Here is a 21100-nt window from a genome sequence, read left to right as displayed (position 1 = left end):
AAAACTGAAAACTCTTTGAGATACGGTTTGGATAGCTTGCATGAGCAATCTAAACCGTATTCAATATGAAAACATGTGTCAAAATCAGCTTACTAATCCGGAGTCCGGCAACAGGTATATCTGCGTATACACAAACCACACGTATCAGGAATAAGTTAAAACACCACAATCAAGGCAGCGTATATTTTTCTGATCCGGAAGTGCCACTCTTTTTCCTGCCTGGTAAATTCCATCAAATAACACGTGCAGGGTATCACGGTTAATGTGTAAAATAATTTTCATAAAGAGCGTTTAGGCTAAAAAATTCTTAATAGCATCATGAAAATCTGATTGATTAATCTTACTTCTTTAAAAAATGAAAAACCGATATATAATACTAAGTATACTTTTGTTTTCCGTTGCGTGTAGAAAATTTGAGCCGTATCCTGTTTTTTCAAAGCTTGCGTTAAAAAAAGCATTTGTTGATTTAGGCACCCATAAACTGGCAACATTCTCTGTTATTAGAAATTCAAACTATTTAGTTGTTTTTGAATCAGGTTTAGGTGATGACCATACTATCTGGAACAGCAGCAATATTGCACTAAAAGCAGCAGATACGATAGATGTTGTTACCTATGACAGAGCAAACCGCGGGCAATCAGGAAACGGCCCTGTACCAAGAGATGTAGCTCGCTTACAAAGTGAATTAGGGAGTGTTATTGATTCATTTGCGAACGGGCGGAAAGTGGTGCTCATTGGCCACTCGTTAGGCGGATTTATGATAAGAGCCTGGGCTGTTAACAATCCAACCAAGGTTGCGGGCATGCTATTTATTGATCCTTCACATGAAAAAGCTGGCTTAGATTCTGCTCAAAATCAACAGGCGGAAGATTATATGTATGGGAAATGGTCTTCTTATGGAACAAACTTTGGTGCGGCATTGGAATCCAGAGAATGGGTAGAAGACAATATGTATATGGCAACATTAGGCAATTTACCCGATGTGCCGGTAATTGTATTAACGGCTATGAAAGTAGACCCGCCAAACAAGGTAGAAATTTTAAAGCCATGGTATGATGCACATGAATCATTAGGAACTGGTGTAACTGATTTTACTCATGTCAGTATTCCCAATAGCGGACATATGGTGATGATAGACCAGCCACAGATATTACTTAACTATATACATGTGTTACTTGCTAAGCTGCATTGATAAAAAACGCATAAAAATTTAACTGGCTGCCTATAACAAAGAATAGCTATCATCATAGATAGCTATTCTTTGTTATACTATACTTATTCTTTTGGATGATCTGCCCATACAGTTGTATCAGCCCAGGCATCATAATCTTTTTTCAATACATCCAGTTTTGCTGTTGCACCTTTAAGCGCCGCTGCACCAAGTAATAAACGTAGTGGCGGTTCTTTTGATTCCACTGCTTTTACAATAGCCTGTGCCGCACGTTTCGGGTCGCCTGGTTGATTGCCGCTGTATCCGCGTATAAAAGATTTGTTTGCACCCGCACTTTCAGCATAATCATCAATAACAATTTTACTATTCTCTGCAGAACGACCCGCCCAATCTGTACGGAAGCCGCTTGGCGCAACAATGGTTACATGAATACCCAGGTGCGCAACTTCCTTGGCTAACGATTCAGACAAACCATCTACGGCAAACTTACTTGCATTGTAATAACCTAAAGCCGGAAATGCCACCAGGCCGCCGACAGAAGAAATATTGATCACATGTCCGCTGCGCTGTTTGCGCATGACCGGTAAAACGGCTTTGGTCATGTTGGCTAAACCAAAGAAATTTATTTCAAACATTTTTCTTACGGCTTCATCTTCACTTTCTTCCACAGCACCAAAATAACCGATACCTGCGTTGTTTACCAATACATCAATCCGTCCGAAACGGTCAATTGCTTTATGAACCGCATTCTTAATTTCATCCGGCTTTGTTACATCCAGCGAAAGCGCCAATACATCGGATTCATGTCCAATAATAAGATCGCTGATATCAGAAATCTTACGTGCGGTAACAACAACTTGCTGGCCGATACTTAATACATGGCTGGCAAGCGCACGGCCAAAGCCAGTGGAGCAACCTGTGATGAACCAAACTTTTTTCATATCCATGCGTGCTATGAATTACGATTAAACAAATTGTGTTTTTTTAGCCAATGCTTTTATATCCGGCACTTCCAGCACCTGCTTGTTATGTCCGAAGAGGGTAACACGGATCATTGCCAATCCGACATCTTTCAAGGTAGAAACATAATTTTTAAAAACCAGCTTTAAAAACGGATACATCCAGCTCATGTATGTATAGTATTTCTGCGTATTCTTTAGCCCTGGTGTTGGCTGCATATAGCCCGGCCTGAAATTATATACATCTTTAAATGGAAGTCTGGTGAGGTCATTTTCTGTTTTCCCTTTTACGCGTGCCCACATAGACTTTCCTTTTTCTGTGCTGTCTGTAGAAGCACCCGATACATAACAGAAGGTCATATCTTTGTTTAAGCGGCTAAGTGTTTCGGCAACATGCATGGTTAATGTATATGTCATTTTTGTATAGTCAGCCTCATTCATTCCGATAGAAGAAACGCCTAAGCAAAAATAACAGGCATTATAGCCTGCGAGTTGTTGTTCGACTGGAGCTAGGTTAAAGAAATCGGTGTGAATGATTTCTTTTAATTTAGCATGTGTAAAGCCGGAAGGTTTGCGGTTGATGATAAGTACTTCTTCCACATCCGGATTCAGCAGGCATTCGTGCATAACGCCTTCACCTACCATACCCGTAGCGCCGGTGATTATAGCTTTTATTTTCATAAGAAAAGATTAAAGTTAAGAGATAAGAAAAAACAACAACGTCTGTTTATTACAGACGTTTATAAAAGATAAATATTTTATTGAAAAGACACAAAAGGTATATTATCTGGGTGCAAATAAAATAACCGATGCACCGATCAGGCAAATGCCTACGCCAATGTAATCCCAGATGTCGGGTGAAAACTTTTCGATACCATACATCCACGCTAAGGAACAGACAATATAAATACCGCCGTATACTGCATACGCTCTTCCGGCTGTTGCGGTGTCTATTTTAGTGAGCAGATACGCAAAGACCAATAAGCATGCTGCAGCTGGCAGTAAGAGTAACGCAGGTTTGTCCGATCTGAAATGGAGCCAGAATAAATAGCAGCCCGAAATTTCACAGAAAGCAGCAAGAATAAAATAGAACAGGTTTCCCATATAACGGATTATAATAATAACGAATCAATACGATGCGCCTGTACCATTTGATCTTTAGGTGACCAGGCAAAAACGGTAAAACGTCCGTCCTGAGAAGCCACCAGTGCAATGGCATTGTTTTGGTCCTGCACAAACTGAGCTGCGGATAAATGCCGTGTACCGCCAGTTTTAGAAGGGAACACTACATTTGCAGTGTTTTCTTTTATGGGTTCTGTTTCAATAACTTTCTCTATAATTGGCTGACCGACACGCTGAACAATTTTTTCACCAAAGGCCAATAATTTATATTCATCATTAATGATCGTTGCACCATCAATCGCAGTTAGTCCGCCGATAATATCAACTTCTTTAGCAAGTAACGCCTGCCAGTTGGGAATTGAATTATCTATTTCATTTTTCTTAATTAAATCGGCCAGACCTGAGAAGGCTGGCTTGATCGCATAATGCAACGGATGACTGATTGATTCGCGCCACTCTTTGGTTTGCGAAGGTACAATCAATAATGTACCGCCGCGTTTGTGTGCCCGCATGGACACAGCAAGCTGAAGCGTAACATTTACCGTATCGTTACGTGATGTTACGGATGCAAAATCAAGCAGCGAACTGATGATTTTCGGACAGGAACCATTTGTAGAATTCTGTTCGTCTACAATTTTAATTTCGTCGCCAGCTAAAACAGCTATGTTTGAAAATTTACCAAAGCCATCTATACGTCTGTGTTTAATTACAACCTGGCCTGCTTCAGAAATGTCCAGTACAAAACAACAGTTGGGTAAGGTAAGCGTAGCACCCCAAACGTAGAGTGCATTATCCGCATCGTGCCACAAACCAAGATGAATACCTGCGCGCTCGTAGCCGGGAGAAAGTTTGGTTAATGTTTTTGGGGTAAACGGAATGGGCTGTGCAAATATGATCGGAGTGCCTGCCTGTTCGGGTTTAAGATATGCTAACGATATTCGAGGTGAACGGCCTTCTTCATGACGCAGGCTCGTCCAGAAACCGACATCGATAAATGATTCTATGGTAGAAGCAGTCGGTACAGAGGCTAAATTCTTTTCGCCTAGCTGTATTGCTTTCTCCAGGTGGTTTGAAAAAATTGTTTCTACAGATTCCGCTACAATACGGGCTGCTTTATACGTTGATTCACTTTTCATTAAACTGTACTAAATAATCGGATTGATTGTAACTAAGATAAGAAATATATAGGATTAAATGTTTGCTAAAAGTCAGAATAGGACTTCCGGTTTAAAAACAAACACAAAAAAAGCCCAACAAGTTTGCGTAAGCGTGCTTGTCGGGCAAAGATATTGATACAGAGGATAATTAATTTAAGGAAACGCGTTTTAATCTAAGTGCATTTACAATTACCGAAACCGAACTTAGACTCATAGCAGTAGCTGCAAGCATCGGCGATAACAGCATGCCGAAAGCAGGAAATAATATCCCGGCAGCAACCGGAATACCAAGGGTATTGTATATAAATGCAAAGAATAAATTCTGTTTAATATTTTTCATAACAGCATGACTTAATTTTTTTGCTTTTAAAATTCCGTGCAGATCACCTTTTACCAATGTGATCGCAGCACTTTCGATTGCAACATCTGTACCTGTGCCCATTGCAATACCAACGTTTGCCTGAGCCAGCGCAGGCGAATCATTAATGCCATCTCCGGCCATAGCAACAATTTTCCCTTTGGCCTGTAATTCTTTTATCCGGTTCAATTTATCTTCCGGTAAACATTCTGCTTTAAAATCCGTCAGCTGTAATTCGCCGGCAACTGCTTGGGCTGTATTTTTATTGTCTCCCGTAAGCATGATTACCTCAATACCATTGGCACGTAAATCGGCAATGGCCTGTTTGCTGGTTGCTTTTATTGCATCTGAAATGACTACGCACCCCAATACCTGTGCATCAACAGCTATGTACGAAACAGTCTTGCCGGATTTCTGTTCTTCGACAGCTTGCACAGATAATGCGTCGGGAACAACTGCCTGTACCTGCTCCAGCAAGGTTGTATTTCCCAGTATAATTTTTTTTCAGTCAACCGTTCCTGCAACACCTTTTCCTGTGAGTGATTCAAAATCATGTACATCATACAGAGAAATATTTTTTGCCTTCGCATACTCCATTATTGCGGCTGCCAACGGGTGTTCGCTGTATTGATTTAAAGAAGCAATTTTTTGGAGCAGTTCATGCTCTTCATTTCCAGGCGTAACAATGAGTTTATAAACAGAAGGTTTTCCTTCGGTGATCGTTCCTGTTTTATCGGTAATAAGAACATTCACTTTGTTCATCAATTCCAAAGCTTCTGCATTTTTAATTAATATACCTGCCTGTGCACCTTTGCCTATGCCCACCATAACAGACATGGGCGTTGCTAAACCCAACGCACAGGGGCACGCAATGATGAGTACTGCAACAGCATTTAAAAATCCATATACATAAGCAGGCTCAGGCCCCCATATGGCCCAGAGTACAAAGGTACTTACGGCAATCAGAATAACTGTTGGTACAAAATACGTTGCAATTACATCGGCTAGTTTCTGAATAGGTGCACGTGAACGGCTTGCTGTCTGAACCATTTGAATGATTTGGGAGAGCAACGTATCAGCGCCGACTTTCTGTGCTTCCATCACAAAAGATTTTTTTCCATTGATGGTACCGGCACGTACGGCATCCCCTTGCTGCTTATCAACCGGAATAGGCTCGCCGGTAATCATGGATTCATCAATGGTACTGTTGCCTTCTTTGATTATGCCGTCAACCGGAATTTTATCGCCAGGCTTAACACGCAATAAATTACCAACAGCAATGTTGTTGATAGAAACAACTTTGTCTGTGCCATTCTGAATCAGGATCGCTTCTGATGGAGTCATCTTCAGCAGCTGTTTGATAGCACCGCTTGTCTGGCTGTGGGCACGGGCTTCGAGGAGCTGACCCAGTAATACCAGTGTTAAAATAACTGCAACGGATTCAAAATATAAATGTACCGTTCCATGGGCTGTTTTAAATGCATCCGGAAAAGTATCCGGTAAGAGCAATCCCGTAATGCTGAATAAAAACGCAACACCTGTGCCAATGCCAATCAGGCTGAACATATTTAAATTCCATGTAATAAAAGATTTCCAGGCACGTACAAAAAATACCCAGCCGGTATAAAAAACCACGGGCAGTGTTAAAATAAATTGTATCCAGTTGCATTGCTGTGAACTTAACACGTTTGACAATGGGTTGTTATGAAACATATCACTCATAGAGATAATAAAAACCGGCACTGTAAACACAAGCGCTATTTTCATTTTCTGAGCAAGATCCTTATATGCTTTATCTTCTGTGCTTTCATCTGGTGCCAGCGGAATCAGATCCATGCCGCAGACAGGGCAAGAACCAGGGGCATCTTTTATTACGCCGGGATGCATAGAACAGGTGTACTGCTGCTGCGAAACCAAGCGCGGCTGTTCAACCAGATCCATACCGCATACCGGACAATCCCCGGGTTTGTCGTATGTTTTATCGCCTTCACAATGCATCGGGCAATAGTAAATTCCATTGCCAGGTTTTACAGGAATTTTTGGTACATGTGTATGCGCATGATTGTTGCTGACTGACTCACGTACTGCTAGTGTATAATGAAGGCCGGCGCTGTTTAATGTTTCCTGTAATTTTTCCAGTGGAATGTGCGCAGACATTTCTATTACTGCTTCTGCTTTTTGAACATCAGCTATTACGGCAGTTACTTCAGGTAAGCTGCTCAATGCCTTTTCTACCCTGGCTTTACAACCAGAACAAGACATGCCTGTTACACTGTATGTATGTGTCATGTATTAGTAATATAATAGAGTAATAGGGGTTAGAAGGGATTATGAATTGAATACACAATATTTCTTCCTTTCGAAAACATATTGTGGTCGGTTCATAAGAATAAAATCTATTTGTTTAAAAGGAAATGGACAAATAGTGTATGTTTTAAACAAGAATTTATGCAGGCACAGGTTCGGCTTTGTGACCTACTTTTTCCAGGATTTCTTTAACTTCAGCTTCAGTGTAATCAGTCGTAATGGTTAAAATATTATCCGGGTTTGTGATATCAATACTCCAATCCTGAATTTTATCTTTAAACTCCAGCTCCGGACTTACAGTTGCAATGCAACTTGAACAGTTAACATCTGTTTTGAAATGTAATGTTTTCATAGTGCTTGTTGTTTGATTGAGGGATAAATATATGGATGAATGATAAAAATGTGTTACAAAAATTCAGAAAAGCTTTATATAATCATGGAATTAAATTATCCAGTGATTTTCTTGCCTGATCACTTGATTTAAATTTAGAAGGTGTAATTCCGGTAATACTTTTAAACTGGGCAGAAAGTGCTGCAACACTGCTGTAATTTAATGTATCGGAAATTTCTGAAACAGTTAACTCATTGTAAGAAAGTAATTCTTTTACGTATTCTATTTTCTGAAGAATCACATATTTTTCAATCGTGATGTGCTGACTGGCTGTAAAAAGTGAACTGATGTGAGAATAATCATAGCCAAGTTCTTTAGATAAATAGGTAGATAATTTTGTGGAAGAATGCTTGTCCGGATTTTTTACCAGCTGAATGACGTGCGTTTTAACTGCTTCAACTATTTTGTCTTTTTTATCTTCAAGTAATTCAAATCCCTGCTTTAATAATTTGTCTTTTAATACAGCAAGCTGATTGACCGATAAGGTTTCATTTAATACAGCTTCGCCCAGTAGAACCTGCTCAACAGAATAATTTAATTCATGCAGAATATCTTCTACCGATGCAATACATCGCGGGCAGACCATATTTTTAATGTGCAGAATTTCTTTATTCATGATTGTTCAATTTAGTTAAATAATATTCGTCAGGCCAGTATACAGGCCCGACGAATAAGAATTAATGCTTACTTGCAGCATGCAGCCTGGCAGCAATCTTTTGTGCAGGCTTTATCTGTAGTACATTCAGCTGTGCAGCAATCTTTTACACATGCTTTCTTTTTACAGCATTTTTTCGCGCAGCAATTTTTATCAGCATTGTTAAACTGGCAGCATTTTGGCAATGCTTTATAAGCAGCGTCTGTCGCTTTTATTTTTTCTGTATCATGCCCTGCATCTGCAACAAGCTGTTGCAATTGGTCAACCGTAGCAGCATGCGGATTATATACTACTGTTACTACTTTTGTGTCTGCATCCCAGGTGGCGCTTTGCACGGCTGTGTTTGCTTTAAGAGCAGTTTCAATTCTGTTCTTGCACATTTCACACATACCGCTTACTTTAAAAGTAGCCGTTTCATAGTGATTTTTTGTTGCAAATGCAGTCTGTATAAAGCCTGCACATACAAATACTATTGAGAAAATAATCGTTTTCATGATTTATAGATGTTTAGTAATTGATAATTTTTTTAAGAGAGATGTATATTTATTCTGTTGCTGTTTTATTCGATTAATATCGTTACAATACATTAAAATCTTCACGAAGACTCTAGTGTACAGTAATAGATTGTTACAATGCTCATACAGATCAATAATAATTGATCGGCGCATTATCGTTTAACAGTGTGTCAGAATAGGAATTTGAGTGCAGCCGGGAATGGTTTGCACAAGTAAAAATAACAATCAAATGATCAGGCTTCTGTACAATATATAATAAGGCTGTGCAGAAAGGTGAGGAGGTGCATTACAGGTAACAGATCCTGTTAAAATTTCAGAAGCATAAGAGATCTGAGATGTATAGGTAAATGTAACCGGGAGTGCAATAGCAGATTGCTGTGCTGTCTGAAAAGAAAAACCAGAAGTTGTAGTGTCGTCTGTATGAATGATTGCTGCTATATTTTTACAGCAGGATTCAGCATTAATCGAAGAACCTTTTGTTTCGCAAGATCCGCAACCAGTACTTTTTCCAAAAAAATCAATAGAAGAAACGGCACCTCCGCAAAAATGTATATTTACCGCCAGGTTGCTTGTAGCAATCAGCAGCAATAGAATACATAGTATGGAAATGAATTTTTTCATATTCAAAGTAACAAATTTTTAACCGGTTAATTGTTATAAAATTTAAGTTAAAAAGTATAATTAAATAGAATTTCTTAATCAGAAGCTATTTATGCTATTTTTACGTATAAATAACCACATTGGTTTACAAAACGTTCCTGTGATGCTTTTGTTCATAGATTTTAAATATAAATGATTACTCTTAAAAACGATTTATATACCTACTGCAACGATTATGTATTAGAGCGTATTACACGCCTTAAAACAGAAATAAAAAAAACGCAATCGTCTGCAAACGAAGAAACAAAAAGCAGTGCCGGTGATAAATACGAAACAGGCAGGGCCATGGCGCAGCTTGAAATAGAAAAAAATACCAAACAACTTTCAGAAGCAGAAAAACTAGAGGGTATGATGCAGGCAATTGTTACGGACCGGATCTCTGAAATAATTATTCCAGGTTCTCTGGTAACAACATCTAAAGGAATTTTTTATATCTCGATCAGTATCGGTTTAATTACGTTCCAGGATAAGCAGTATTTTATCATTGCACCGGATTCGCCGATAGGTAAATTATTTATGGGGAAAAAAACCGGCGATACGGTAAGCTGGAATAATACTGTTTATGCAATCCAATCCATATGTTAATACTCTTACAAATTCTTTTACAACAGCAGCAATATCCGGGTGTGGCGCCGGATCAGAAAACAAGCCCGTGGTGGTTTATCGGAACGGTTATCGTAATTGTTTCAGCCATCATAATCAATCAGTGTATTATTTACGAAATTCATTTATCGAAAATATTCCGGTATTTATTGCCCTTAAGCAGTTCCAGATGCGCCATTCTTGAAGAACGGTTTTATTATTATAACCGCTTATCAAAGGATGATCAAAGAGCATTCAGAAAACGTGTGCATCATTTTTTAGTGAATAAAAAATTCACTTCAGAAGATTCCATTGAAATAACAGAAGAAATGAAAGTAATGATTGCAGCTGCTGCAACATTGATCATGTTCCACCTGGAAGCATATTACTTGTCACATTTTGATGCCATACATATTTCAAACAACGAGCTGGAATCGCTTCAGCATATGCATAAGGCAAAAGAAGTTGAAATTCCCTGGGATGATTTTCGTGCTGGTTTTGATTCTTTTCACGATGGGTATAATCCGGGTTTGAAAATTTTAGCTATGGCTTTTACACTGGAACATCAGTTAAATAACCTTTCATCTAAAATGTTTCGATTCAACCGGTATTATGATTTGATGCAGTTATATAAAAACGAAGCTGAAAAATATATAGCAAGCGGCAAATCAAAATACAAGGAATATAGTGAAGTAGATCGGAATGAATATTTTGCAGTTGCTGTAGAATATTTTTTCGAACGGCCGGGACATTTTTATGCAAACCAGCCTGCCATGTATATTGCATTGACAAAGGTATTGCGGCAGGATCCATTAGGTATGTATACGTATAAAAGAAAGTAAGCTGTAAATCTGTTGGAAACTTAAACTGTGCCAATCAACAATTGCCACAGACATGTTTTATATCAAATAGTTTTTAAATTCTATTAATTTTAAACAAACGTATATATGGGAAACTTGCTTTATTTAATTGCTGTGATCTTGGTTATTGCCTGGCTGATCGGATTGTTCGGTTACAATCAGGGCGGTATCATTCATATTTTATTGGTGATTGCAATCATTGCCGTTTTATTACGCGTAATCCGCGGATGAAAACATTGTTGATAGTAAAATAAAAATACCGTTCCGGTGACTGTCGGAACGGTATTTTATTTTAAACTACCGTCGTGATCTCTTTACGGATCTTTTGAGCGGCAGCTACCATGTTAATCAATGCTGCTTCTGTTTCAGGCCATCTGCGTGTTTTTAATCCGCAATCAGGATTTACCCAGATGTTGCGTACCGGAAGCACATGCATGGCTTTGTTTAACAGGTCTGCCATTTCATCGGTTGTTGGTATCCGCGGGCTGTGGATGTCGTATACACCGGGCCCGATCTCATTCGGATAATTGAAGTCCACAAAGGCGTCGAGTAATTCCATTTGTGAACGGGATGTTTCAATCGTAATCACATCCGCATCCATGGCAGCAATATTTTTTATGATATCATTGAATTCTGAATAACACATATGTGTATGAATCTGTGTTTCATCTTTCACACCCGATGCGGAAATACGGAAACATTCTACCGCCCAGTTTAAATATGTTTCCCAATTCTCTCTCCGCAACGGCAACCCTTCACGGATCGCAGGTTCATCGATCTGTATAATCTTAATGCCGGCGGCTTCCAGATCTACAACTTCATCGCGGATAGCAAAAGCAATCTGCATACAGGTATCTCTGCGTGGCTGGTCATCGCGTACAAACGACCATTGTAAAATTGTTACCGGACCGGTAAGCATGCCTTTCATGTATTTTTTTGTAAGCGATTGGGCAAGTGTTGTCCAGGCAACGGTCATTGGTTCTGTACGTTCAATGTCGCCATAAATAATAGGCGGTTTTACACAACGCGAACCATAGCTTTGTACCCAGCCGTTTTCAGAGAATACATATCCTTTTAATTGTTCACCAAAATATTCAACCATGTCGTTGCGCTCAAACTCACCATGCACCAATACATCAATGCCAATTTTTTCCTGCCACTCAATTGCCTTTGTCATTTCGGTTTTTACAAAGTCTTCGTATTGAGCTAATGTGATATCGCCTTTTTTATATTTAGCGCGGTTTGCACGTACTTCATCTGTCTGCGGAAAAGAACCGATTGTTGTTGTCGGCATTAAGGGTAGCTGCAAGGCTTTTTCCTGAATCTGCTGACGGGATTTAAATAAACTCTTACGTTGTGAGTCTGACGGCTGTACTGCTTTCACTCGTGCCTTTACATGTTGTTTATGAATGAGTTTAGATTTGGCTCTATTTTCAATCGATTCTGTATTTGCTTTCAGTAACCGTAACTCTTCCGATTGCATCGGCGCACGATTCAGTTTTTTCAGTGCAGCAACTTCATGCAGTTTCTGTTTGGCAAATGCCATCCAGTTTTTAATTTCCGGCGTTAATACATTTCCATTTTTTTCATTGTCCAGGTCGCACGGTACGTGCAGCAGTGAGCAGGAAGGGGCAATCATTACGCGCTCTTTACCCAATGCAGCAATAGCTTTGGTAATGAATGTACTTGATGTTGAGAAATCATTTTTCCATACATTGCGGCCATCAACAACACCAAGTGAAAGCATGGTGTTTGATGAAATGAAAGCCGGTGTAAGAATATCGCTTAACTGAGACGGACAACGAACCAGATCCAGGTGTAAGGCATCTACCGGAAGTTTGGCAGCTATATCAATATTGGTTCCTGTGCATTCAAAATACGTAGCAACAATAAATTTTAAAGACGGGAATAAATTGCGTAACGCGGTATAGGTTGTTTCGTATGTTTTGCGTTCCTGCACAGTAAGATCCATCACTAAGAAGGGTTCATCCAGCTGAATCCATTCTGCACCGTTCTGCTGCAGCGTAGCAAGAAGCTTTGTATACACAGGTAATAAATTTTCAATTAATTCAATGCGGTTGAAGCCGGCTTCTTTTTCTTTTCCGGCAAGCAGATAACTTACAGGGCCTAATAATACCGGCTTTGCAGCTTTTCCTATAACAACTTTTGCTTCGGTGTATTCACGGATCGCTTTTTCAGAAATGGGTGAAAATTTCTGATCCTTTCGAAACTCGGGTACGATGTAATGGTAATTGGTATCAAACCACTTTGTCATTTCCATAGCAGTGATATCATAGCCGTCTTTCTGGTATCCGCGTGCCATAGCAAAATAAATATCCAGCTCGGTAAGATCTTTTTTTTGTAATAACGAAGAAAAACGTTCCGGTATCAGGCCAAGCATAAAAGACATATCCAGTACCTGATCGTAGAAAGAAAAATCGTTGCAGGGAATCAGATCAAGGCCGGCATCTTTTTGTGTAAGCCAGTTGTTGGTACGGATTGCTTTCGCAACGTCCTGCAGCTTCTGCTGTGTAATGGCACCCGACCAGTATTGTTCGCATGCTTTTTTAAGTTCGCGGTTATCACCGATACGCGGGTAACCTAAATTGTGTGCTATCATAAAATTATCTATATTTAGAATATAATTCTATGCAAAAGTATATATGTGGATTTATAAACCACAATATTTCAAAAAAGTAAGTAAAAGTTACTGATTTGATTATTTATTAAGAAAAATACTCTAAAATACATACATTAAAGTACAGTATTCAGAAAAAACATCTTATGCAGCACTTAGACGAAATTGATTTAGACATACTGCGTGCCCTTCAGGAAAACGCGCACATTACAACAAAAGAACTGGCGCATCAGCTGCATTTAACCACAACACCTATTTACGAGCGTGTAAAACGGTTAGAGCGCGAAGGCTATATTAAAAAGTATATTGCCATACTCGACAATCAGAAATTGAAACGCGGCTTAACGGTATTCTGTAACGTATCGCTGAAGCAGCATACCAAAGATATCGGTAAAAAATTTGTGGAAGAAATTATTGCCTTACCGGAAATTGTAGAGTGCTATAATATCTCCGGCGAATACGATTTTATGTTAAAGATTCTGGTAGAAGACATGCCGCACTATCAGAATTTTGTCATGAATGGGTTGGGTTCCATAAAAAATATTGGAAGCGCGCATAGTATTTTTGTGATTGGCGAGATTAAGCATTCAACAGCAATACCGATATAGTAACAACCAAAAGTAACCTGAAGAATAGTAACAACTCAATCAGTCTTGCACGTGAGAAGTGTTGCGTTTTACTTTGTCGTTTGTTACGTTTAAAATTAGGGAATACGTATATTTATGTAAACCTAAAAATCTAAGCTATGAAAATACCATCCGAATATCTGCCCGTCATGCCGTATCTTATTTTAAAAGATTCGAAAGGATTTTTAACATTTGCGAAAGAAGTTTTTGGTGCAACGGAACAGATGATTGTTCCCGCAGAAGACGGCAGCATCATGCACGGCGAAATAAAAATTTTTGATGCCGTGATTATGTTTGCACAGGCGGGAGACAGCTGGAAAGAAAAACCTGCCGGCATGTATATTTATTTGCTGGAAGTAAATGCGGTGTATGAAAAAGCACTTGCAAAAGGTTCAATAAATTTAATGCCTCCGGATAAAAAAGAATACGGCTACACAGCAGGTTTTGAAGATCCGTTCGGTAACCAATGGTGGATCGTAGAAGGAGAGAAAGATTAATCGCGCTTTTCTGGCATCAGTCTTCAGTCCGCGGCGGCCGAGGTATCTGTCATTCCGTAGTTTTTGATTACATTGTTAATTGAATGAAATGCAGTCAAAGACTACCGAATAGGAAACAGTAGTTCCACTGCGGTATACTAGAGCCAGTAGGCCAATAAATCTGATAGTGTTTCTTGCGGTAAATATTTCTGCATAGTGGTTGGTAGTTTAAGTGAAACGATTAGTTGTGATCTTACAAAAAGTGCTACCACTTAAACGTACCGACCCATGGCATGTTTTGGGTCGAATGTAAGTAAGCCATGGTCATGCACGGTTACACAAATTAATTTAAAATAGATCTGTAGTTTATTCGCGTAAGCTGCCAACCAGTCAGGTGTTACAAATGAAACTTATAAACAAATCCATACCCAGCATTCGGCTCTCCGAATTTATTTCAGAGATAGAAGATTGCCTTGCTGCTACCTTTTATGGCGACACGTTTTGGATTACAACTGAAATAAGCGACGTAAATAAAAAGCCCGACAAACGCTGGTGTTATTTAAAGCTCATCGAAAAAGAAGGCAAGAATGTTACGGCAGAAATCGGTGCGGTATTCTGGACACCCGGTTATGCCTACATTGAAAAATTTGAAAAAGAAACCAAACAGCTTTTTAAAGACGGGTTAGAAATTACCTGCAGAGTGAAAGTAACCTTTCACAAACGCTGGGGGCTAAAACTTGAAATCGTTGAAATTGATTATGCCTATACATTAGGTAAGTTAGAGGCAGAACGGCAGGAAACACTGGACCGATTGGTAAAAGAAAATCCGGATTACGTAAGGCTGGTTGGTGAACAGTATTATACATTTAATAAATCACTTCCGCTGCCGGCAGTAGTGCAGCGCATTGCATTGATCACCGCGCCGGAGTCTGACGGGCAGCGCGACTTCAGGCAGGAATTGGGAAATAACCCATATGGCTATGCGTTTCATGTGGATGAATTTGTAACGCAGATTCAGGGAGATAAGGCACATGAATTCATTATCGGCAAACTGTTGCTGATTGAAGCGCAAAAGGAAAAATACGATGTTGTTGCGATTGTTCGCGGCGGCGGCTCTCAGCTCGACCTTAAAGCATTTGATGCATACGATCTTGCACAACGGATCGCTTCCTTTCCCGTCCCTATCTTAACCGGTATCGGGCATGACCGGAATACAAGCATTGCAGATTTAATGGCGCGGCAGGAAAAGACACCAACTAAAGTTGCCAATGTTATTATTCAGCGGAATTTTCAGTTTGAACAAACCGTGCTGATATTGAAGGAACGCATGGTACATACCGTTGATGGATTATTTACAAACGCGAAAAATAATCTCAAGGAAATAAAACGATTTGTAAAAGCATCGAACCCGCTTACAATATTAAAAAAAGGTTTTGCCATTGTAAAACAGGATAATGTCATCATAACAGATCCGTCTGCTATTGACGTGGGCACAGAGATCCAGATTCAATTTGATAAGGAGACCGTTCAATCAACGGTTACAAAAAAGAAAAAAAATGGAAAGTAATTTAACGTATACCGAAGCACTTTTAAAGCTGGAAGAAATTGTTGAGCAGATAGAAGATGATTCGATCATGCTGGATACACTTACTGAAAAAGTAATGCAGGCGAATGAACTGATCAAATATTGCGAAACAAAACTGCGCACGATAGAAGGCGATGTGCGGGATGTGCTGCAGTAATTTTATTTCAATGCAAAATCCATGTTAATTAAGCCTCTAGGTTAATCCTTGCAGGCTTAATTATATATCTTTTATCATACATAACGTCCGATTTTTTTCTTACGGCTCACTTCAAAAGCACTAAAATCTTAAAAAGCTTCATTTTTTGTATAAGTCTGTTTTACAGATATATAATTATACATTTCTTCCATTAGTTGGTCCGGCACTTTTTCACAACGCATACCGCCTTAATAAAGCAGGATACAGGCAATTCATTTCAAATTGTATTTTATTAAGTTTTAATTTAACCCCCGATAAAGCATTTTTTTATATATTTTTAATAAATAGCTTACATTTTGAACTCATTTTTTTAAAAATGTATTGTTTTTAAATAAAATGGGGTTAGTTTTGAGGTATAATTAACGAACAAGTCGATTATACAGTAAAATATTCTAAAACTAACCCTTTTGAATTATGTTAAAAAAATTCGCCCCACTTATTGTACTTCTAGTAGTTTGCGTACTAGCATTATTAAATCCAGGACTGCCTAAAGAAACCATAACCGAAGGGTTAGATTCAGGTGATATTGCCTGGCTACTCACATCAGCAGCCTTTGTATTGCTTATGACTCCGGGTCTGGCATTCTTCTACGGCGGTATGGTGAACCCTAAAAACGTAATCTCAACCATGCTTCAGAGTTTTGTTGCCATGGGGATTATCAGTATCCTTTGGGTTGTAATTGGTTTCAGTATGGCATTCGGAGACAGTTTCGGTGGTTTTGTAGGTGATCCAAGAACATACTTCATGTTTAACGGCGTATTAGAACATGCTCCATTCGGAACAATTCCTTTCGTATTGTTTGCATTCTTTCAATTGAAATTTGCGGTAATCACGCCAGCACTTTTCACAGGTTCATTCTCTGAAAGAATCCGCTTTACTTCATACATCATTTTCATGATCTTATTCTGCTTATTCATCTACACACCAATTGCTCACTGGACTTGGCATGCGGATGGATTCTTATATAAAATGGGAGTTCTTGACTTTGCAGGTGGTACCGTAGTGCACATGTCTGCTGGTTGTGCTGCATTAGCAGGTGCGATCTACTTAGGTAAAAGAAAAGATAAAAATCACCCGACTGCAATCAACGTTCCTTATATCTTATTAGGTACTGGTTTACTTTGGTTCGGTTGGTTCGGTTTCAACGCAGGTTCTGCTGCTGCTGCTAATCCATTGGCTGCTTCTGCTTTTGCTGCTACAAACGTTGCTGCAGGTGCTGCAGGTATTGCCTGGTTATTTGTTGAAGCTGCTCGTGGTAAAAAACCATCTGCAATGGGCTTCTCCATCGGTGCCGTAGTTGGTTTGGTTGCTATTACACCTGCTGCTGGTTTCGTAACTGTTTCTCAGGCGTTATTCATCGGTTCTGTTGCCAGTATGATCTCTGCTGCAGCAATCGTATTGCTTGCTAAAACATCAATTGCTGATGATACACTGGATGTATTCCCTTGCCATGGTGTAGGTGGTATGACTGGTATGATCATGACAGGTTTATTCGCGAGTACTGCTGTAAATGCTGCAGTTGCTGAGCAAGGTTTATTTATCGACGGTTCAACTACATTGATCTTAAAACACTTATTAGCGTTAGTGATTGTAGTTGCATATTCTCTAATTGGTTCTTACATCTTATTATTCATAACAGATAAAATCTCTCCGTTACGAGTAACTGCTGAAGAAGAAGAATTAGGTTTAGATACAACGCAGCACGATGAAAAATTCGTAATTGCTGATTTAGTTAAAAAATAAAAATCATCTTATTCTGATAAAACGAACAGAAAGAGAGGCGCTAACCCGTGCCTCTCTTTTTTATTTTAATCTGTAACGATCGGAAATCAACTGCAATCTTTGGGTAGTTACGAAAATACATTATGTGTCTTGCGGTTAACATGACCAGCCGTATGTTAACTGCTGCGTTAAGCGACTTAAGCTAAAAATTCTCTTTGCCTTTACATTGATTTGAGTATTTTTACACCATGAGAATTGTTGTTATTGGCTCAGGAAATGTTGCATACCATTTAATACAGGCTTTTTACACGGCAGCAGATGTAACGCTGTTTGTACACGCACGCAATAAGGCAGCGTTAGATGTACTTAAACGTGAATTTCCTGCACTTACGATTCTCTCCACCCACGATTTAACTTCCATCAACGCAGACCTTATACTCATCAGCGTTAAAGATGATGTATTGAATGCTGTGTTTGAGCAGTATTCCTATGCACGTGAAACACTTGTGGCACATACATCAGGTACGCAAATCCTGCAAAACACAGGCTTTCATCAGAATGTAGGGGTATTTTATCCCCTGCAAACATTCAGCCGGACTAGTAATGTCCGCTGGAACAATACACCAATACTGATTGAAGCCGGTTCAGAAGCAGCCATTCAAGTACTGGAGCAGGCCGCAGCATTATTGCATGCACCATATTTTGAAACGGATACCGAACAGCGAAAATACATCCATCTGGCGGCAGTACTTACAAGTAACTTCGCAAACCACCTGCTGGGTAAGGCAGCAACAATTTTGCAGCAAAAATCAATTGACTATCACATTCTTCAGCCATTGGTTGAAGCCACGATACAGAAAGCATTTACAAAACATCCGGTTGAGGTTCAGACTGGACCGGCGGTCAGAAAGGATGTATTAACAATGGAGAAACATCTTTCTTTATTAAAGGAAGATGCATTGCTTCAAAATATTTATCGCAACATAAGCGAAAGCATAGATAAAACAGGTAATTTAGAATCGGAATAATAGTTCTTATGGCAGAGTTTTCAGATATAACAACATTCATTTTCGATGTGGATGGTGTATTAACAGATGGTTGTGTAATTGCATATGAATCTGGTGAGCAGGTTCGCCGATTTTTTGTAAAAGATGGTTATGCCATTGAAAAAGCACTGGCTGCCGGTTATCACATCGTGATCATTAGTGGCGGTGAACAGGAAAGTGTCCGTAAACGTCTTAAATTTCTGGGTATTACAGATGTATTCCTTGGAGTGAAAGATAAGCTCACATTGTTTAATGAATATACACAAACAAAACATGTTGACCCGTCAACCATTTTATATATGGGCGATGATATTCCGGATTACAAAATGCTGAAACTGGTAGGTTTTCCAACCTGCCCGGCAGATGCATCCATCGACATCAAACCCATCTGCAAATATGTTTCTCCGAACAATGGAGGCCAGGGTGCAGTACGCGACGTGATCGAAAAAGTAATGCGCGCGCAGGGTAAATGGCATCCTCAAAATTGGTAAGCACATATGCCGGTTAATAAAATACATATTAAGAAATCCCTGTTTGCTTTTTTAAAGCTTACACGAAGCCTTAATCTTATTATCCTGGCATTTACACAATACATGTGCCGGTATTTTATTATTGGTAACGGCACCCCGTCTTTTTATGAAATATCAACCGACTGGAAGTTTTTTCTGCTCGTGGTATGTACTGTATTTGTTGCCGCGGCAGGGTATATCATCAATGATTATTACGACGTAAAAATTGATCTCATAAACAAGCCCAAGCGTGTGGTTATCGGCAAAGTACTGCACAGAAGAGTTGCTCTCGTTTCTCATTTTATACTGAATACGCTTGCCTGTTTTCTGGCAATTTTTTTAGGCTGGAAAATCTTTGCCATAATCGTTGCTACAACAATACTCATGTGGCTTTATGCAAATGAACTCAAACGAACCGCACTCATCGGCAATCTGCTGATCTCCGTATTAACGGGGCTTTCGGTATATATGCCTGTATTTTTATATGGAACAGCAAAACAAACGCTGTTACTCTATGCGCTGTTCGCTTTCTTTATTTCTCTTGTACGGGAAATAATCAAAGACATGGAAGATATAAAAGGGGATGAAGAATTCGGCTGTAAAACACTGCCGATTATATGGGGCATCCGCAAAACAAAAAATGTTATTTATCTGATCAGCCTCTTATTTATCGGTATCATCAGCATCATTTTAATTCAGGCACAACTAAATACGCAACTGTATTTTTTGATTTTTCCGGCACCCTTATTTATCTGGCTGCTTATAAAGCTTTCAAAAGCCGATACGAGCGCACAATTTTTACAGCTCAGTTTTTTATGCAAATGGATCATGGTGGCAGGCGTTATCAGCATGGTTTTGCTCTGAAAACACGTTTTCGGTACTTTTTTCCAAACCAAACAGGCATTTTATCATTTTCAACATGTAACGTCTAACATGGTAAAATTCACTATATTTGCGACTTAATTACGTTTCATGCAGGTTTCCAAACCCATTAAAGTAGCAATATTCGCATCTGGTTCAGGCACAAATGCGCAGCGGATCTTTGATTATTTCAAAGAAAAGGAAGGCGTTGAAGTTGCCCTGCTTTTATCCAACAACCCTGATGCTTACGCGCTTACACGAGCAAAAGCAGCGTCTATACCTACCCGTGTATTTACAAAAGCAGAGTTTAAAGATTCAACCATCATTGTGGATGAACTTAAAGCAGCAGGTATTTCCTGGGTAATACTGGCCGGTTTTTTATGGCTGGTTCCAAAAAGCCTTATCCAGGCATTTCCAAATAGTATTTTAAATATACACCCTGCCTTATTACCTGCTTTTGGTGGCAAAGGTATGTACGGTATGCATGTACATAAGGCGGTTATTGAAACGAAAGCCAAACAGACCGGAATCACCATTCATAAAGTAAACGAGGAATACGATAAAGGTGAAGTTGTATTTCAGGCAGCCTTTGATGTATTATCGCACGATACACCGGAGTCCGTAGCAGAAAAAATACACGAACTGGAGCACAAACATTTCCCTTTGGTAATTGAAGAACAAATAAATAAGTCCCTATAAATTTC

At 39.3% G+C, this 21100-nt stretch carries 25 protein-coding genes; 14 read left to right on the top strand and 11 right to left on the bottom strand.

The window, feature by feature from the left end; translation table 11 throughout:
• Positions 1-65 precede the first annotated feature (65 nt).
• Positions 66-263 (top strand): hypothetical protein, encoded by a 198-nt coding sequence (locus CHU_RS16215; RefSeq protein WP_011586679.1) that lies wholly within the window; start codon positions 66-68, stop codon positions 261-263.
• 92 nt (positions 264-355) lie between these two features.
• Entirely contained in the window at positions 356-1192 is an 837-nt protein-coding gene (locus tag CHU_RS16210; protein WP_011586678.1) for an alpha/beta fold hydrolase, read from the top strand.
• 83 nt (positions 1193-1275) lie between these two features.
• Here the strand turns inward: CHU_RS16210 and CHU_RS16205 are convergent, their stop codons facing one another.
• The 10 genes from CHU_RS16205 to CHU_RS16165 form a co-directional block, all read right to left on the bottom strand.
• On the bottom strand, positions 1276-2112 hold the full coding sequence (locus CHU_RS16205) for an oxidoreductase (RefSeq protein ID WP_143144182.1): 837 nt from the start codon (positions 2110-2112) through the stop codon (positions 1276-1278).
• A 24-nt stretch (positions 2113-2136) separates the two neighbouring features.
• Positions 2137-2811 (bottom strand): NAD-dependent epimerase/dehydratase family protein, encoded by a 675-nt coding sequence (locus CHU_RS16200; protein WP_011586676.1) that lies wholly within the window; start codon positions 2809-2811, stop codon positions 2137-2139.
• Between the two features lie 102 nt (positions 2812-2913).
• Positions 2914-3234: a YnfA family protein gene (locus tag CHU_RS16195; protein WP_011586675.1), complete on the bottom strand. Its 321-nt coding sequence runs from the start codon at positions 3232-3234 to the stop codon at positions 2914-2916.
• A gap of 8 nt (positions 3235-3242) precedes the next feature.
• Positions 3243-4388 (bottom strand): putative sensor domain DACNV-containing protein, encoded by a 1146-nt coding sequence (locus CHU_RS16190; protein ID WP_011586674.1) that lies wholly within the window; start codon positions 4386-4388, stop codon positions 3243-3245.
• 169 nt (positions 4389-4557) lie between these two features.
• Positions 4558-5259, bottom strand: a complete 702-nt coding sequence (locus tag CHU_RS19950) for an HAD-IC family P-type ATPase (RefSeq protein ID WP_394330729.1) — start codon at positions 5257-5259, stop codon at positions 4558-4560.
• A gap of 12 nt (positions 5260-5271) precedes the next feature.
• Positions 5272-7056 carry a heavy metal translocating P-type ATPase gene (locus CHU_RS16185; RefSeq protein ID WP_369678454.1) on the bottom strand — a complete coding sequence of 595 codons (1785 nt, stop codon included), beginning with the start codon at positions 7054-7056 and terminating at the stop codon, positions 5272-5274.
• A 157-nt stretch (positions 7057-7213) separates the two neighbouring features.
• Positions 7214-7426 carry a heavy-metal-associated domain-containing protein gene (locus CHU_RS16180; RefSeq protein ID WP_011586673.1) on the bottom strand — a complete coding sequence of 71 codons (213 nt, stop codon included), beginning with the start codon at positions 7424-7426 and terminating at the stop codon, positions 7214-7216.
• An 82-nt stretch (positions 7427-7508) separates the two neighbouring features.
• Positions 7509-8081, bottom strand: a complete 573-nt coding sequence (locus tag CHU_RS16175; RefSeq protein WP_011586672.1) for a helix-turn-helix domain-containing protein — start codon at positions 8079-8081, stop codon at positions 7509-7511.
• A gap of 68 nt (positions 8082-8149) precedes the next feature.
• Positions 8150-8614 carry a heavy-metal-associated domain-containing protein gene (locus CHU_RS16170; RefSeq protein ID WP_011586671.1) on the bottom strand — a complete coding sequence of 155 codons (465 nt, stop codon included), beginning with the start codon at positions 8612-8614 and terminating at the stop codon, positions 8150-8152.
• A gap of 246 nt (positions 8615-8860) precedes the next feature.
• Complete coding sequence (locus tag CHU_RS16165) at positions 8861-9256, bottom strand: HYC_CC_PP family protein (RefSeq protein ID WP_041932456.1); 396 nt, start codon at positions 9254-9256, stop codon at positions 8861-8863.
• Between the two features lie 171 nt (positions 9257-9427).
• Between CHU_RS16165 and CHU_RS16160 the strand changes: the two genes are divergently transcribed.
• From CHU_RS16160 to CHU_RS19475, 3 genes are all read left to right on the top strand, one after another.
• Positions 9428-9880 carry a hypothetical protein gene (locus CHU_RS16160; protein WP_011586669.1) on the top strand — a complete coding sequence of 151 codons (453 nt, stop codon included), beginning with the start codon at positions 9428-9430 and terminating at the stop codon, positions 9878-9880.
• On the top strand, positions 9874-10719 hold the full coding sequence (locus CHU_RS16155; RefSeq protein WP_143144183.1) for a zinc-dependent peptidase: 846 nt from the start codon (positions 9874-9876) through the stop codon (positions 10717-10719). Before CHU_RS16160 ends, CHU_RS16155 begins: the two co-directional genes overlap by 7 nt.
• A 105-nt stretch (positions 10720-10824) precedes the next feature.
• Positions 10825-10968 (top strand): lmo0937 family membrane protein, encoded by a 144-nt coding sequence (locus CHU_RS19475; protein WP_143144184.1) that lies wholly within the window; start codon positions 10825-10827, stop codon positions 10966-10968.
• Between the two features lie 61 nt (positions 10969-11029).
• Here CHU_RS19475 and metE read toward each other — a convergent pair whose 3' ends face one another.
• The gene (gene metE, locus CHU_RS16150; protein WP_011586667.1) at positions 11030-13357 is read right to left on the bottom strand and encodes a 5-methyltetrahydropteroyltriglutamate--homocysteine S-methyltransferase; all 2328 of its coding nucleotides are present in this window, start codon (positions 13355-13357) and stop codon (positions 11030-11032) included.
• Between the two features lie 164 nt (positions 13358-13521).
• Here metE and CHU_RS16145 point away from each other — a divergent pair, with 164 nt between their 5' ends.
• From CHU_RS16145 to purN, 9 genes are all read left to right on the top strand, one after another.
• Positions 13522-13983, top strand: a complete 462-nt coding sequence (locus CHU_RS16145; RefSeq protein ID WP_011586666.1) for an Lrp/AsnC family transcriptional regulator — start codon at positions 13522-13524, stop codon at positions 13981-13983.
• A gap of 137 nt (positions 13984-14120) precedes the next feature.
• Positions 14121-14498 carry a VOC family protein gene (locus CHU_RS16140; RefSeq protein WP_011586665.1) on the top strand — a complete coding sequence of 126 codons (378 nt, stop codon included), beginning with the start codon at positions 14121-14123 and terminating at the stop codon, positions 14496-14498.
• Positions 14499-14880: 382 nt separating this feature from the next.
• Complete coding sequence (xseA, locus tag CHU_RS16135; protein ID WP_011586664.1) at positions 14881-16044, top strand: exodeoxyribonuclease VII large subunit; 1164 nt, start codon at positions 14881-14883, stop codon at positions 16042-16044.
• Complete coding sequence (xseB, locus tag CHU_RS16130; RefSeq protein WP_011586663.1) at positions 16034-16219, top strand: exodeoxyribonuclease VII small subunit; 186 nt, start codon at positions 16034-16036, stop codon at positions 16217-16219. Before xseA ends, xseB begins: the two co-directional genes overlap by 11 nt.
• Positions 16220-16672: 453 nt before the next feature.
• Positions 16673-18001 (top strand): ammonium transporter, encoded by a 1329-nt coding sequence (locus tag CHU_RS16125; RefSeq protein ID WP_011586661.1) that lies wholly within the window; start codon positions 16673-16675, stop codon positions 17999-18001.
• Positions 18002-18228: 227 nt separating this feature from the next.
• Positions 18229-19008, top strand: coding sequence for a Rossmann-like and DUF2520 domain-containing protein (locus CHU_RS16120; protein WP_011586660.1), 780 nt, complete (start codon positions 18229-18231; stop codon positions 19006-19008).
• Between the two features lie 8 nt (positions 19009-19016).
• The gene (locus CHU_RS16115; protein ID WP_011586659.1) at positions 19017-19517 is read left to right on the top strand and encodes a KdsC family phosphatase; all 501 of its coding nucleotides are present in this window, start codon (positions 19017-19019) and stop codon (positions 19515-19517) included.
• Between the two features lie 6 nt (positions 19518-19523).
• Positions 19524-20399: a geranylgeranylglycerol-phosphate geranylgeranyltransferase gene (locus CHU_RS16110; RefSeq protein ID WP_011586658.1), complete on the top strand. Its 876-nt coding sequence runs from the start codon at positions 19524-19526 to the stop codon at positions 20397-20399.
• A 108-nt stretch (positions 20400-20507) separates the two neighbouring features.
• The gene (gene purN / locus CHU_RS16105; RefSeq protein WP_011586657.1) at positions 20508-21095 is read left to right on the top strand and encodes a phosphoribosylglycinamide formyltransferase; all 588 of its coding nucleotides are present in this window, start codon (positions 20508-20510) and stop codon (positions 21093-21095) included.
• The last annotated feature ends 5 nt before the right edge of the window (positions 21096-21100 follow it).

Origin of the sequence: Cytophaga hutchinsonii ATCC 33406 (assembly GCF_000014145.1) — a bacterium.
In the GTDB taxonomy this organism is placed as follows: Bacteria; Bacteroidota; Bacteroidia; order Cytophagales; family Cytophagaceae; genus Cytophaga; species Cytophaga hutchinsonii.
Note: the sequence above shows the minus strand (reverse complement) of the source record. Positions and strands in the feature narration are given on the sequence as shown.